Raw genomic sequence first — 14,027 nt, 5'->3', positions numbered from 1 at the left:
GCCGTCGACGCGTCGCACCATTGCGACACCCGCGCCGCGGCGGGCGTGTCAAACCCTAACAGTGTCACTGCTCGACGCTGGCCCGGTAGCCGTCGGCGTCGAGCAGACCGGCCACCGCCTGATCGAGTGAATCGGTGTCGGCCTGCAGGTCCACCAGCCAACCCGCGCCGTAGGGGTCGGAATTGACCAGTTGCGGACTGCCGGTGAGCTCTTCGTTGACCGCCACCACCGTCGCCGACACCGGGGCGAACAGGTCCGACACCGACTTGGTGGACTCCACCTCACCGAACGACTCGCCGGCGGTGACGGTGTCGCCGACCGCGGGCAGTTGGACGAAGACCACGTCGCCGAGCGCGGACTGGGCGAAGTCGGTGATGCCCACCCGCACGGTGTCGGCGCCGGTGCGGCGCACCCACTCGTGGTCGGCGGAGTACTGCAGATCGGTCGGGACGTCGCTGGCAGAGCTCACGGTGTTCCTGTTCTGTGTGTCGGGGTTATTTCACAGGCTGAGCGTATTGGCGCTGTTTCGGTTGCCGCAAGGCGGTCACCTCGAGGTAGTCCTGCTGCTCCATCGACATCGAGCCGCCGACCACCTCGATGCTGTCGGTCGCCCCGCCGGGGATGTTCATCGCCGCGGCGAGCGTCGGCGGATCCCCGATCGCCACAACCGAATACGGCGGGTTGAGGGTCGTGTCGTCAACGACCAGCGCGCCCGGCACCCCGACCACCCAGGTGTCCACCCCGACCCGCACCGCTTGGCGCCCGTCGCTGATCTGCATCGCTTCGGCGCCGGCCGCACGCAGCTCGTTGATCACGTCCAGCACCGTCTCCGGGGTCACCCCGGGGCCGGGATCCTCGATGGTGATCGCGACGCCCGGGCCGGTCGCGGCGACCGTGCCGATCAGGATCGACAGGGCCGCCAGCCGGGCCTGGGCCGCCTCGATGGCGGCCTGGTCGCCGCTGCCCGCGGCCTGTAGCGCGGTCAGCGTGCGCTGCAGGTCGGCCACCTCGGTGTTGAGCGCGGCTTCGCGCTGGCGCAGCGAGTCCAGCAGCACCAGCAGATCGGCCGGGCGGGCGGAGTCCAGCGCGTCGCCGCTGTCGGTCTGGCGGACCTGGGTGGCGATGGCCACCCCCAGCATCACGCACAGCAGCACCGCCAGCGTCGCGAAGACCGGCTGCCTGCGCCCGCGGCGCCCGTCGCCCGCCCGGTCCGGTCCGCGGTCCTCGGGCAGTTCGTGGCGGCCGCGCTCGGCGGTGTCGCTCATCGCCGGCTCACGCCCCGAACAGCCGCCGCCGCAGCGCCGCGGCGTTGCCGAAGATGCGGATCCCGAGCACCACGATGATCGCGGTGGACAGCTGGGTGCCGACCCCGAGCTGGTCGCCGACGTAGACGATCAGCGCGGCGACCAGCACGTTGAACACGAACGACACCACGAAGACCTTCGGGTCGAAGATCTGCTCCAGGTAGGCGCGCAGACCGCCGAACACGGCGTCGAGCGCGGCGACCACCGCGATCGGCAGATACGGCTGGACGGCCTCGGGCACCGAGGGCTGGAACACCAACCCCAGCACGATGCCGAGGACAAGGGCGGCGATGCCGATCATGGTCGTCGGGGTCTCCTCTACTGGTTCGTGCGGTGGCCGGTGGTCGCTGCGGTGGGCCCCGGTCAGGGCCCGGCCGGTCGGGCGTACATCACGTCCCGGGTGGTGCCCGCGGGCAGCACCAGGCCGTCGCCGGCGGCGACGGTGACCCCCACACCATAGGAGGCCTCCAGCAGCCGCATCCGGTACAGCCCCGGGGTGCGGTCGAAGGCGGCCTGCATCTCCCGCGGACCGATCGCCAGGATGGTGTACGGGCTGGAGACGGGGGTGTTGTCGACCAGGATCGCGCCGCCGGCCTGCCGGATGGTCACGTTGGGGCCCATCCGCACGTCGTCGACCGCGATCGCCTCGGCCCCGGCCGACCACAGCGAGTTCACCACCAGCTGCAGGTCCCGGTCCAGGATGATCTGGCGGCTGCCGGCCACCCGCTGCTTGGACACGTCGGTGAGGTTGCGGCCGACGCCGGGGTCGGTGACCGTCACCGTCAGCCCCGGGCCGATCACCGCGCTGTCGGCGGCCGGCAGGGCCAGCGCGTCGAGCCCGGCGAGCAGCCGGCGGCCCTCGGCGTCACTGCGCAGCTGGCGGCGCTGCCGCTCGTTGACGTCGGTGGCCAGCGCATCGCGGTCGGCGGCCAGCGCGTCGGTGGACTGCCGGGCGCTGCGCACGTTGTCGGCCAGCACCTGCTGGGCGGCGTTCATGCTGGGCGCCATGGTGCGGGCCTGGGCGATCGCCGCGGCGAACACCACCGCGATCAGCAGCGCCGCCACCGCCCGCCACGCCCACCGCGCGGCCGGGCGGTCGGGCTCCCCGTGCCTGCGGGCCGCCGCGGCCGCGTAGCCGGGGTCGAGGTGTTCCGACAGCAGCGAGCGCAACAGCGAGGGCACCGGGAACCGGGAGGCGCGGGTGGCGTCGTGGGCGCCGCCGACCGGGTCGTAACCGCTGAGCGCGAAGAACGGTTCACTCATCGGCGACCCTGGGCAGCCGCCGCACCGTCTGCACCGACTGGGCGGCGTACAGCACGAACGTCCACAGATACATGCCCAGCCCCCAGATCAGGAACGCCCACCCGCAGGCCGACAGCACCCGGCCCCACAGCGCGTCGAGCTGGCCGAGCAGGATCAGCGGGAACGCCGACATCAGCGCGAACGTGGCCGCCTTGCCCAGGTAGATCACCGGCAGCGCGGTCACCCCGCGGCTGCGCAGCGCGGGCAGCGCGGCGGCCAGCAGCCCGTCGCGGGCCAGCAGCAGGCCGATGATCCACCACGGCACCAGCCCGTGCAGCCCGAACAGGATGGGCACGATGACCATGTACAGCCGGTCGACGGCCGGGTCGAGCAGCTCCCCCAGCCGCGAATACTGGCCGAGCAGCCGGGCGAGTTTGCCGTCCAGCCAGTCGGTGGCCCCGCTGACCATCAGCACCACCGCGGCGGCGACCTCGGCGTCGGCCACCAGCAGCAGGTAGCCGAAGACCACGATCAGCACCAGGCGCACCCCGCTGAGCGCGTTGGGCACCGTGAGCACCCGATCCTGCGCGACCGGCTCCATAGCCCGCGACCCTAGCGGAACACCCCGGGCAGGCTCAGCGCGGCGAGCGTGTCGTCGGCCAGCGGGTTGTCGTGCACCATGTAGGTCCACGTCGAGGTGGGCCGGGCCAGCTTCGACAGGTCGATGCCGGGCTCCTCCTCGATCGCCGAGGACGTCTCGAAGGTCTGCTGGGCGGCCTCGATCGCATCGGCGGCCAGCGAGGTGAACGCGTCGACGGCCATCCGGTGGAACTCGTCGAGCGGGTTCTGCCTGCCCAGGGCCCGCAGGTGGATGCTCTCCCGGATGTCGGCCAGGTAGGCCAGGTGGTCGGCCCAGCCGCGGTCCAGGTGGTAGAGCATGATCAGCCGGCAGATCCGGGTGAGCTGTTCCTCGGAGAGGCGTTCGGAGAGTTCCTCGTACCGCTCCGGGGCCAGCTCGGCCAGCTCGGTGCGGGCGGTGTCGGTGGACAGCAGCGTGTTGCGCCGCGCGACGATGATCGCCCGCTGCTGGGCGGTGAGCTGGTTGTAGCGCCAGGTGTTGGCGTGCACGTCGAGCAGCCGGCCCTCGGCCACCCGCTGGGCGTGGTCGAGCATCGCCGCGGCCTTCCTGCCGACGATGCGGCCGTCCTCGTCGGTCTCCATCGGCAGCTTCGCCGGTTCCAGGTGGTCGGTGACCACGTCGTCCTCCCAGGAGGCGAAGAACACCGACGAGCCGGGGTCGCCCTGGCGGCCGGCCCGGCCGCGCAACTGGTTGTCCAGCCGCTCGGTGCGGTGCCGCCCGGTGCCCACCACGTGCAGCCCGCCGAGCTCGGCGACCTCGTCGTGGTCAGCCTCATCGGAGCCGCCGAGGCGGATGTCGGTGCCGCGCCCGGCCATCTGTGTGGACACCGTCACCCGGCCCAGCTTGCCGGCCTCGGCGATGATCGCCGCCTCCTCGGCGTCGTTCTTGGCGTTGAGCACCACCGCCGGTACCCCGGCCTTGACCAGCCGCTCGTGCAGGTCTTCCGATTCGGCGACGTCGTGGGTGCCGATCAGCACCGGCTGGCCGGTGGCGTGCACCTCCTTGATGTGTTCGAGGATCGCGTCGTGTTTGGCCGCCGCGGTGATGTACACCCGGTCCGGCTCGTCCTCGCGGACGGTCGGGGTGTTCGGCGGGATCGGTGAGACCCCCAGCGAGTAGAACTGGCGCAGCTGCTCCCCGGCGGCCAGCGCGGTGCCGGTCATGCCGCACACGGTCGGGTACCGGTTGACCAGCGCCTGCACCGTGATGGTGTCGAGGACCTCACCGGTCTCGGTGGTCTCGATCCCCTCCTTGGCCTCCACCGCGGCCTGCAGGCCGTCCGGCCAGCGCTGCAACTGCGCGATCCGGCCGCGTGAGGAGTTGATCAGCTGCACCTTGCCGTCCCGGACGATGTAGTGCACGTCGCGCTGCAGCAGCACATGGGCGTGCAGGGCGACGTTGACCTCGGTGAGCGTGGTGCCCACGTGCTCCTCGGAGTACAGGTCGATGCCGCCGAGCCGGGCCTCCAGTTTGCGGGCACCGGTGTCGGTGAGGTGCACGTTGCGGTGGTCGGTGTCGGCGGCGAAGTCGACCCCGGGGGTGAGCTGGCCGACCCAGCGGATGATCTCCGCGCGGGGGGTCTCCTTGTGGGTGGTTCCGGCCAGCACCAGCGGCACCAGCGCCTCGTCGACCAGCACCGAGTCGGCCTCGTCGATCAGCGCGACGTCGGGTTTGGGTGAGACCAGGTCGTCGATGTCGGTCACCAGCTGGTCGCGCAGCAGATCGAAGCCGACCTCGTTGATCGAGGCGTAGGTGATGTCGCGGCGATAGGCCTCCCGGCGCTGCTCGGCGGTGGACTCGGCGTCCACCCAGCCGACGGTCAATCCCATCGCCTCCACCAGCGGGCCCATCCATTCGGCGTCGCGGCGGGCCAGGTAGTCGTTGATCGTGATGATGTGCACCCGCCGCCCGGCCAGCGCGTACCCGGCGGCGGCGATCGCACCGGACAGCGTCTTACCCTCACCGGTGGCCATCTCGACGACGTCGCCGGCGAGCATCCGCAGCGCCCCGAGCAGCTGCACGTCGAACGGGCGCAGTCCGGTGGCGCGTTCGGCGGCCTCCCGCGCGATCGCCAGGAACTGCGGGATGTCGTCGGAGTCGGCGAGATCCTTCAGGTTGAGCAGCCCGGCGGCCTTGGCGAGCTTCGCGTCGTCGAGGCCGGCGGCCTTGTCGTCGAAGTCGCCGGAGGCACGCACCTGGTTCAGCGAATGGGACTGGTCCTTCTCGGTGGTCGCGCCGAGAAGCTTCCAGAACTTGCCGCTCAACCGGCCGGTCTTGGTACTGGTTTTGGCCACCCGCTTACCGTACGCGGCGCGCCGGCCGCAGGTGCGCCCAGACGCGCTGCTCAGCCCAGGTTGGACCGGCGCGGATAGGCCACCGCCGGGTCGGTGAGCACGTTGACCACCGCCGGCCGACCGCTGTCGAAGGCCCGGCGCAGCGCGGGCCGCAACTCGGCGGGGCGACGCACCAGTTCGCCGTGGCCGCCCAGCGCCTCGACCACGGTGTCGTAGCGGGTGCCCGGGGCCAACTCGGCGACCACCGAGTAGCCGTAGATCGCCTCCATCGGGTGCTTCTCCAGCCCCCAGATGCCGTTGTTGCCGATCACCGAGACAACCTGCACCCCGTGGCGCACCAGGGTGTCCCACTCCATGCCGGAGAAACCGAACGCGCCGTCGCCCTGCAGCAGCACCACCTGCCGGTGCGGGCGGGCCAGTTTCGCGGCCAGCGCATAGCCGGGCCCCGAGCCCAGGCAGCCGAACGGGCCGCTGTCCAGCCAGGCGCCCGGCACATGGCTGTCGATCAGCCGGCCTGCGTAGGAGCCGAAGTCGCCGCCGTCGATCACCACGATCGCGTCGCGGTCCAGCAGCGGGGCCAGCTCAGCGTAGACCCGCATCGGGTGCAGCGGCGCCCGCTCGTCGGTGAACTCGTCGCGCTCTGATTCCCGTGCCGCGGTTTCGGTTTCGCGCAGCGTTGCCGTCCAGTCGCGCGGAGCCGGGGCACCGTCGGCGAGGGCGGTCAGCGTCGCCGCCAGATCGCCGTACAGTCCCGCCGCGACGGCGCGCGGCGACGGCCGCTCCGGCTCGACCCGGTCGGCGACGATCAGCGCAGTGTCGGCGCCGAACACCGCCCCGAACCCCAGCCGGAAATCCATCGGCACCCCGACCACCAGCGCCACGTCGGCCTCCGCCAGGGCTCGGGACCGGGCCCTGGAGAACGCCAACTCATGGTCGGCTGGCAGCACGCCGCGGGCCATGCCGTTGGCCAGCACCGGGATGCCGCGCCGCTCGGCGAGCTCCCGCAGCGCGGCCTCCGCGCGTCCCCACCACACGTTGGTGCCGGCCATGATCACCGGGCGGCGCGCCCCGGCCAGCAGCTCCACCGCGCGCTGCAGGGCGGCACCGTCGGCCGGAGTGGGGTCCGGCGGGGCGCTGAGCGCGCCCGGCCCGCCCGGATCGGCGGCCTCCCCGAACGCGTGATCGAGCGGGATGTCGACGAAGCCCACCCCCGACGGCGGCCCCAGCGTCGCGCGCAGCGCGGTGTCGATGAGCCCGGGGACCGCGGCGCTCGACTCGGCGGTGGCGGCGAAGCGGGCCAGCGGCGCCACGAACGGGACGTGGTCGATCTCCTGCAGCGAGCCCATCCCCCAGCGCCCGGCCGGCGCGCGTCCGCCGAGCACCAGCAGCGGGGAGCCGTTCTGGGCGGCCGCGGCGATCGCGCTCATCCCGTTGGTGATGCCCGGACCCGCGGTCAGCGCCGCCACCCCGGGATCACGGGTGACCTTCGCCCAGCCCTCGGCGGCGAACGCGGCGGTCTGCTCGTGGCGGGTGTCGATCAGCCGGATGTCCTCGGCGCGGCAGCCGTCGTAGAACGAGAACAGGTGGCCGCCGGAGAGGGTGAACACGGTGTCGAGGCCGGCGGCGCGCAGCCGCCGGGCGGCCAGCCGGCCGGCGTGCAGGGTGTCCATTCCGGCAGCGTAGTCAGCCGCCGTGCAGCCGCGGGGCAGCTCGGCGGAGTAGCTTCTCGAGGTCACCCCGTTTGCGCCCGGCCGTGAGGAGATGCCCCGGTGGAACCGTTCGAGCCGTCGATCGACTGGGGTCACGCCCTGCCCGATTCGCTGACCTGGGTCGCGATGGCCTGGGCCGTCACCGCGCTGTGTCTGCTGCTGGTGCTGATGGTGCTGCGGACCTTCACCGGGTGGGGGCGGCAGTTCTGGCGGATCACCGGCGACTACTTCAGCGGGCCGGGCAGCGTCGCGGTGTGGGCCCACTTCGGGGTGCTGTTGTTGTCGGTGATCCTGGCGGTGCGGCTCAACGTGCTCTTCAGCTACCAGGGCAAGGACCTGTACTCCTCGCTGCAGACCGCGTTCGCCGCAGGCGGCGCCCACGACGACGCGGTCCGGCAGTCCGGCATCGACGGGTTCTGGCTGTCGATCACGGTGTTCAGTGTGATGGCGGTGCTGCACATCGCCCGGTTCATGCTCGACGTGTACCTGACCCAGCGGTTCATCGTCGCCTGGCGGGTGTGGCTGACCGACCGGCTCACCGGCAACTGGCTCGACGGGCGGGCCTACTACCGCAGCCGGTTCATCGACGCCGGCATCGACAACCCCGACCAGCGCATCCAGCAGGACATCGACGTGTTCACCGCGGGCATGGGCGCGATGCCCAACCAGCCCGCCAAGGGCACCGGCAACACCCTGCTGCTGGGCGCGGTGCAGTCGATCGTGTCGGTGATCTCGTTCGCCGCGATCCTGTGGAACCTGTCCGGCACGCTCACGGTCGGCCCGGTCGGGGTGCCGCGGGCGATGTTCTGGGTGGTGTTCGTCTACGTGCTCATCGCCTCGCTGGTCGCGTTCTGGATCGGTCGGCCGCTGATCCGGCTCAGCTTCCGCAACGAGTTGACCAACGCCGCGTTCCGCTACGCGCTGGTGCGGGTGCGCGACGCCGCCGAGGCGGTCGGCTTCTACCGCGGCGAGCGCGCCGAACGCACGCAGCTGCGCTCCTACTTCACCCCGATCATCGACAACTACCTGCGGTATGTGAACCGCACCGTCGGCTGGTTCGGCTGGAACGTGTCGATGAGTCAGGCCATCGTGCCGCTGCCGTGGGTGATCCAGGCGCCCCGGCTGTTCGACGGGCAGATCATGCTCGGCGACGTCGGCCAGACCGCCACCGCGTTCGGCAACATCCACGACTCGCTGTCGTTCTTCCGCAACGCCTACGACGACTTCGCCGGCTACCGGGCGGCCATCATCCGGCTCAACGGGCTGATCGACGCCGACGAGCGGGCCCGCGCGCTGCCGGAGATCGCCACCGCGCCCAGCACCGACGGCTCGATCACCCTCGACGGTGTCGAGGTGCGCAACCCGGCCGGCGAGCCGCTGGTCGAACGGTTGGACCTGCGGGTGCCCGGCGGCGGGGCGCTGGTGATCACCGGCGCGTCGGGCAGCGGCAAGACCACGCTGCTGCGCAGCCTGGCCCAGCTGTGGCCGTACGCGTCGGGCACCTTCCACCGCCCCGACGGCGAGGACGAGACGATGTTCTTGTCCCAGCTGCCCTACGTGCCGCTGGGCGACCTGCGCACGGTGGTGGCCTACCCGCGCCCGGCGGCCGACGTCGGCGACGACGAACTGGCGGCCGTGCTGGACGCGGTGGCGCTGCCGCACCTGGTGGGCCGGCTCGACGAGAGCGCCGATTGGGCCAAGGTGCTCTCCCCCGGCGAGCAGCAGCGGGTGGCGTTCGCGCGGGTGCTGCTGGCCCGGCCCAAGGCGGTGTTCCTCGACGAGGCCAGCTCCGCACTGGACGAGGGCCTGGAGTACACGCTGTACCGGCTGCTGCGCACCCGGCTGCCGGAGACGGTCGTGGTCAGCGTCAGCCACCGCGGCACCGTCGAGCAGCACCACGACCGGCAATTGAAACTGCTCGGCGGCGGCGCGTGGCGCCTCGGCGACGTCGAGGAACCGGCCGCGCGGGTGTAGCGGCGCTCAGCGCACCCGCCGGTCGACGAAGCGGGGCGCTTCCTTGGCGAAGTTGGCGGCCCGGGCGATCCGGTGGTTGGCCCCGCGCAGCAGCCGCAGCTGGGTCACGGTCTCGGTCCAGAACGCCCGGCGCGGCGACTTGGTCCAGGTGTCGTGCAGCAGTCGTTTGGTCAGCGCCAGCGCGTCCGGGGATCGGGTGAGCAGCTGGGCGGCAAGGGCGTCGGCGTCGGCGCCGGGATCGGTCGAGACCCCGCTGACCAACCCGTACTCACCGGCGGTACGCCCGTCGATGATCTCCGCGGTCATCGTCAGCCGTTTGGCGACGTCCATTCCGACCAGCTCGCGCAGCGTGACGGTGCCGGTCATGTCCGGCACCAGCCCCCACTTGCCCTCCATCACCGACAGTTCGCAGTCGGGGGTGGCGAACCGGAAGTCGGCGGCGAGTGCGAGCTGCAGCCCGCCGCCGAAGCAGTGGCCGTGCAGCACCGCGATCACCGGCACCGGCAGCTGGCGCCAGGACCAGCAGGCCCGCTGGAACAGGTTGGTGGTCTGGCCCGGCACCTTGAGGCCGGACAGCAGGAATTTGGTCGGCGACGCGCCGACCGAGGCGAAGTCCAGCCCGGCGCAGAACGCGTTGCCCGCCCCGGTGAGGATCACCACCCGCACCGAGCGGTCGGCGGCCACCTTCTTCGCGGTGCCCACCAGCGCGGTCAGCATCGGCAGGTCCAGCCCGTTGTACTTCTCGGCGCGGTTGAGGGTCACGTGCGCGACACCCTCCCGCACGTCCAGCACGACTCGATCGGTCATGCCGGCCATCTTCTCACCGGGCCCGGCCCGCGGCGTGCGCCCCGGCCCGGCGGCCGAAGAACGAGCCCTCCCCCAGTTGGGTGCCCGACGCGTACCCCTTGCCGTCCTGGGCGATGTTGGCCGCGCACGCCCCCACCGCGTACAGCCCGGGCACCACGCTGCCGTCGGCGCGGCGCACCTCGGCGTCGACGGTGGTGGACAGCCCGCCCAGGGTGAACCCGGCGTACATGGCCTTGCCCAGCGACAGGTCGAAGGCGCCCCACGGCCCGGTGTCCTGCGCGGCCAGGAACTCGGGCTGCTTGTGGAAGTCGGGGTCCTCGCCGCGGGCGGCGAAGGAGTTGTAGCGGTCCATGGTCTCCACCAGGTTGCCGGTCGGGATCCCCAGGGCCGCTTCCATTTCCGGGATCGTCTCCCAGCCGTCGATCAGTGGCACCAGTGGCACCTGCGGTTTGCGCAGGTGTGCCTCGTCGACGATGAGGAACGCCGCGCTGTCGGGCTGGTCCATCACGAACCCGGAGGTGCGCGAGTGGTAGGAGTCCTCGGCGACGAAGCGCCGGCCGAGCTTGTTGACGATCACCCCGGTGAGCAGGATCGCCGGCGGATACGCCGGTGCGGTGATGAACACCTGGTCCATGTGCTCGGTGGCGCCGCCCGCCGAGACGCCCATCCGGATGCCCAGCCCGTCGTCGTAGGTGTTGCCGAGCACGAACGGTTTCTCGGCGAGTTTGGGGGTGTGGGCGGCCACCATCTGCGGGTTCATCACGAAGCCGCCTGCGGCGATGATCACCGAGCGGGCCCGGATGGTGCCGGTCTGGCCGAAGTGTTTCCAGCCCACCCCGGTCACCGCCCCGTCGTCGTCGGTGACCAAGGTGGTGGCGCCGGTCTCGTAGCGGATCTGCACCCCGAGCTCCGCGGCGCGTTCGAGCAGCAGGTCGATGACCATCTTGGCGCCCTCGGTGTCGCCGGGGGCGGGCACCTTGTGACCGCGCGGTGCTGGCACCGCCTCGTTGAGGAACGGCCACACCTTCTCGTTGCCGGTGTACATCAGTCCCTCGGTGCCGGGCTGGATCACCGCCTTCTCCGGGTAGTAGCTGCGCTCGAACCGGAAACCGAGCGACTCCAGCCAGTCGAAGTGTTCGACGCTGCCGTCGCAGTAGGCGCGGATCTTGACCGGGTCGGGATCGCGGGAGACCGCGGTCAGATACTTGTACATCTCCTCGGCGGAGTCGGGGTGGCCGGTGGCCTGCTGCACCGCGGTGCCGCCGCCGAGGTAGAAGTGGCCGCCGGCCATCGAGGTGGTGCCGCCGGCCGCCGCGGCGCGCTCCAGCACCAGCACCCGGGCGCCCGCCGCGGCCGCGGAGACCGCCGCGCAGCCGCCGCCGATGCCGAAGCCGATCACGACGACGTCGACCTCGTCGGAGTAGGAGGTCACGTCGGCCGCGCGCACGGGGGTGGGGATCTCGGTGCTCACTGCTGCTCCTGGTGATCTGGACGGCTAGCCGGACAGGTGTCTGGTCAGGTGCATCCGTCGGTGGGCAGGATAACCCAGCCGTGTCGCGCCCGGACCGGTCAGGCCGGTGCGGCGTCCTGCCGGACCTGCTCGTTGGCGGCCTGCCAGGACACCGCCGCCGGGAAGTCGCCCCAGGTGCTGTTGAACAGCCCCACCATGCGCGCCACCCCGTCGGGGCCGATCACATACACCGGCCCGCCGGAGTCCCCGCGGCCGCTGACGACGCCGTTGGTCATGGTGAACCAGCCGTTGTTGACCCGCTCGACCTCCCCGCAGCTCTCCCCGGTGATGACCCCGAAGTGGCAGACCGGGTTGCCGGCCTCCAGCGGCGGGGTGGGCTCGGCGCGCAGCACCCGCCCGCCGGGCAGGATGTCGTTGACCGCCACGTCGGGAGCCAGCGCGATCACCTCGTAGTCGGCGATCACCTCGTCGGTGTTCACCGTCGCCCCGTCGGGGGTGTTGTCCCGGAACACCGCCAGGGTGCCCAGCGGGCGCCCGGCCGCGTCGGTGACCGGCCCGCTGCCGCGGCAGTGCCCCGCGGTGAAGGCGACCCGCGCCACCGTGTCGACGTAGCCGAGCGTGCACAGGTTGTTGTCCTGATGGATCGCCATGCCCGGATAGACCAGCACCGGGTCGGCCCGCGCCGCCGGTGCAGGAGCACAGAGGATCCCGACCGCCACCATCGTGACCATGACTTCCGCCCATGTCCCCCGGCGCACCGCGACTCCGCTCGTCGGGCCGGCGCCAGCGCCGGCCGGAAATGATCGTTGCTGAGATTACCGTCGCGGACCGGCGAACCGTTACCGAAAACGGCGGCCCGGACCGAAATCCGGGCCGCCGTGAAAGACCGTCGGGGTCGCGGTTACGGGATCGTCAGCTCCTGGCCCGGGTGGATCAGGTCGGGGTTGGCGATGCCGTTGGCGTCGGCGATCTGCTGGTACTTGTTGCCGTCGCCGTAGAACTTCTCCGCGATCGCCCACAGGGTGTCCCCGGAGACGACGGTGTGGGTGCGCGGCACCGGCGGCGCGGGCGGCGCGGCGGGCTGCTCAGCGGGCTTCTCGGCGGCCGCCGGCTTCGCCTCGGGCGCGGCCGGGGCCGCGCTGGTGGCGGTCTTCGACGACCACACCGGACCATCGGCGGCGTAGAGGACCAGGTTGCGGTCGTCCTGCAGGACCAGCTTGACGTCCTTCTTGCCCTTGGTGTCGGTGTGCCACACCGGCTCCTTGGGGGTGTAGAGCACGAAGTTGCCGTCCTTCTGCACCTCGGCGCGGACGACGTCCTTGCCGTTGGTTCCGCTGGCCCACACCGGTTTCCCGTTCTCGGTGAGCACCAGGTTGCCGTCGTCCTGCAGGGTCAGCTGGTAGGCGCCGTTCTTCGAGATCAGCGATTCGCGCGAGGTCAGCTTCTCGCCGGCGTTGAGGGTGTCGGCCATGCGGGTCCTTCTCCTTGTTCGGTGGGCCCGGGCCGCGTGCCAGATGCCCGGTCAGCATTCACCCGGGAGCATAGCGGCGTCGCGCCGTTCCGGCAGCGGTGACCACCCCGGCGGCCCGAGCAGATAACCCAGCCGGTCACGCCAGCGGGTCGCCGCGGCGACATCGCGGGCGATCGCGGCGTATTCGTGGGTCTGCAGCGTCCAGATGTTGAACGTGTCGACCTGGGTGGTCAGCCCGTAGTGCGGCCGGAACGTCTCGGGCTGGAAGGTCCCCAGCAGCCGGTCCCAGATGATCAGGATGCCGCCGTAGTTCTTGTCCAGATACGGGGCGTCCATGCCGTGGTGCACCCGATGGTGCGACGGGGTGTTGAACAGGAATTCGATGGGACGGGGCAGTCGGTCGATGCGCTCGGTGTGCACCCAGAACTGGTAGATCAGGCTGACCGAGAAGCTCGCGAACACCATCCACGGCGGAACCCCCAACAGCGGCAACGGAATCCACATCAGGATCTCGCCGCTGTTGTTCCACTTCTGGCGCAGCGCGGTGGCGAAGTTGAAGTAGCGGCTGGAGTGGTGGGCCTGGTGGGTGGCCCAGACGAGCCGAACCCGGTGGGCCATCCGGTGATACAGGTAGTACAGCAGGTCCACACCGGCCAGCGCGATCACCCAGGTGTACCAGGCGGTCGCGGGCAGCTGCCATGGCGCCACATAGGCGTACAACGCCGCATAGCCCACCAGCGCCAGGGATTTCCAGGCCGCGGTGGTCGCGACCGACACCGGGCCCATCGAGATGCTGGCCCAGGCGTCGCGGTGCTGGTAGCCGCCGGGCGCCGGCCGGCCACTGTCGAGGTGTTCGAGCTTGCGCGCCGCGGCCCACTCCAGGATGAGCAGCAGCAGGAAGAACGGGATCGCGAAGAGCACCGGGTCGCGCATCGGGGGCGGCAATCCCGACCACACGGCCGAAAAGACATCGGTGGACACGGACACCGGAAGACACCTCCGAGCAGCGGCCGCGATCGCCGCCGCCGCCGAGCTTAGCCTCGATCCGTGGACTGTCCTCGCTGATGTGTTGAGGTATGGCTTTCGTGACTGTTCCGGGCTGGAGGCATGGGGTA

At 71.3% G+C, this 14,027-nt stretch carries 13 protein-coding genes; 1 reads left to right on the top strand and 12 read right to left on the bottom strand.

Features of this window, described 5'->3' with window-relative positions; genetic code table 11:
* Positions 1 to 64: 64 nt before the first annotated feature.
* The 7 genes from gcvH to AWC30_RS14715 all read right to left on the bottom strand — a co-directional run bounded on the left by gcvH (position 65) and on the right by AWC30_RS14715 (position 7,150).
* A complete protein-coding gene (gene gcvH / locus AWC30_RS14745; RefSeq protein ID WP_085110992.1) occupies positions 65 to 469 on the bottom strand; it encodes a glycine cleavage system protein GcvH in 405 nt (134 codons plus the stop codon).
* 25 nt (positions 470 to 494) lie between these two features.
* Positions 495 to 1,265 (bottom strand): DUF881 domain-containing protein, encoded by a 771-nt coding sequence (locus AWC30_RS14740; protein ID WP_085110991.1) that lies wholly within the window; start codon positions 1,263 to 1,265, stop codon positions 495 to 497.
* Positions 1,266 to 1,272: 7 nt separating this feature from the next.
* Positions 1,273 to 1,605, bottom strand: coding sequence for a small basic family protein (locus AWC30_RS14735; protein WP_066850980.1), 333 nt, complete (start codon positions 1,603 to 1,605; stop codon positions 1,273 to 1,275).
* A gap of 62 nt (positions 1,606 to 1,667) precedes the next feature.
* Positions 1,668 to 2,567, bottom strand: a complete 900-nt coding sequence (locus AWC30_RS14730) for a DUF881 domain-containing protein (protein WP_085110990.1) — start codon at positions 2,565 to 2,567, stop codon at positions 1,668 to 1,670.
* Positions 2,560 to 3,147 (bottom strand): CDP-alcohol phosphatidyltransferase family protein, encoded by a 588-nt coding sequence (locus AWC30_RS14725; protein ID WP_085110989.1) that lies wholly within the window; start codon positions 3,145 to 3,147, stop codon positions 2,560 to 2,562. The genes AWC30_RS14730 and AWC30_RS14725 overlap by 8 nt, the downstream gene beginning before the upstream one ends.
* Positions 3,148 to 3,158: 11 nt before the next feature.
* A complete protein-coding gene (gene secA2, locus AWC30_RS14720) occupies positions 3,159 to 5,480 on the bottom strand; it encodes an accessory Sec system translocase SecA2 (protein ID WP_085110988.1) in 2,322 nt (773 codons plus the stop codon).
* A gap of 50 nt (positions 5,481 to 5,530) precedes the next feature.
* On the bottom strand, positions 5,531 to 7,150 hold the full coding sequence (locus AWC30_RS14715) for an acetolactate synthase (protein ID WP_085110987.1): 1,620 nt from the start codon (positions 7,148 to 7,150) through the stop codon (positions 5,531 to 5,533).
* Between the two features lie 99 nt (positions 7,151 to 7,249).
* On the opposite strand from AWC30_RS14715, the gene AWC30_RS14710 reads away from it, so the two are divergent.
* Positions 7,250 to 9,163, top strand: a complete 1,914-nt coding sequence (locus AWC30_RS14710) for an ABC transporter ATP-binding protein/permease (RefSeq protein WP_234808106.1) — start codon at positions 7,250 to 7,252, stop codon at positions 9,161 to 9,163.
* A 6-nt stretch (positions 9,164 to 9,169) separates the two neighbouring features.
* Here AWC30_RS14710 and AWC30_RS14705 read toward each other — a convergent pair whose 3' ends face one another.
* From AWC30_RS14705 to AWC30_RS14685, 5 genes are all read right to left on the bottom strand, one after another.
* Positions 9,170 to 9,970, bottom strand: coding sequence for a crotonase/enoyl-CoA hydratase family protein (locus tag AWC30_RS14705; protein WP_085111065.1), 801 nt, complete (start codon positions 9,968 to 9,970; stop codon positions 9,170 to 9,172).
* Positions 9,971 to 9,983: 13 nt separating this feature from the next.
* Positions 9,984 to 11,441, bottom strand: coding sequence for an FAD-binding protein (locus AWC30_RS14700; protein ID WP_085110986.1), 1,458 nt, complete (start codon positions 11,439 to 11,441; stop codon positions 9,984 to 9,986).
* A 98-nt stretch (positions 11,442 to 11,539) separates the two neighbouring features.
* Positions 11,540 to 12,163, bottom strand: a complete 624-nt coding sequence (locus tag AWC30_RS14695; RefSeq protein ID WP_109562087.1) for an Rv1815 family serine proteinase — start codon at positions 12,161 to 12,163, stop codon at positions 11,540 to 11,542.
* Between the two features lie 179 nt (positions 12,164 to 12,342).
* Positions 12,343 to 12,912: a LysM peptidoglycan-binding domain-containing protein gene (locus tag AWC30_RS14690; RefSeq protein ID WP_085110984.1), complete on the bottom strand. Its 570-nt coding sequence runs from the start codon at positions 12,910 to 12,912 to the stop codon at positions 12,343 to 12,345.
* A gap of 51 nt (positions 12,913 to 12,963) precedes the next feature.
* On the bottom strand, positions 12,964 to 13,845 hold the full coding sequence (locus tag AWC30_RS14685; RefSeq protein WP_085110983.1) for a sterol desaturase family protein: 882 nt from the start codon (positions 13,843 to 13,845) through the stop codon (positions 12,964 to 12,966).
* Positions 13,846 to 14,027: the final 182 nt, after the last annotated feature.

It is taken from the genome of Mycolicibacillus trivialis, from assembly GCF_002102395.1.
Classification (GTDB): domain Bacteria; phylum Actinomycetota; class Actinomycetes; order Mycobacteriales; family Mycobacteriaceae; genus Mycobacterium; species Mycobacterium triviale.
Note: the sequence above shows the minus strand (reverse complement) of the source record. Positions and strands in the feature narration are given on the sequence as shown.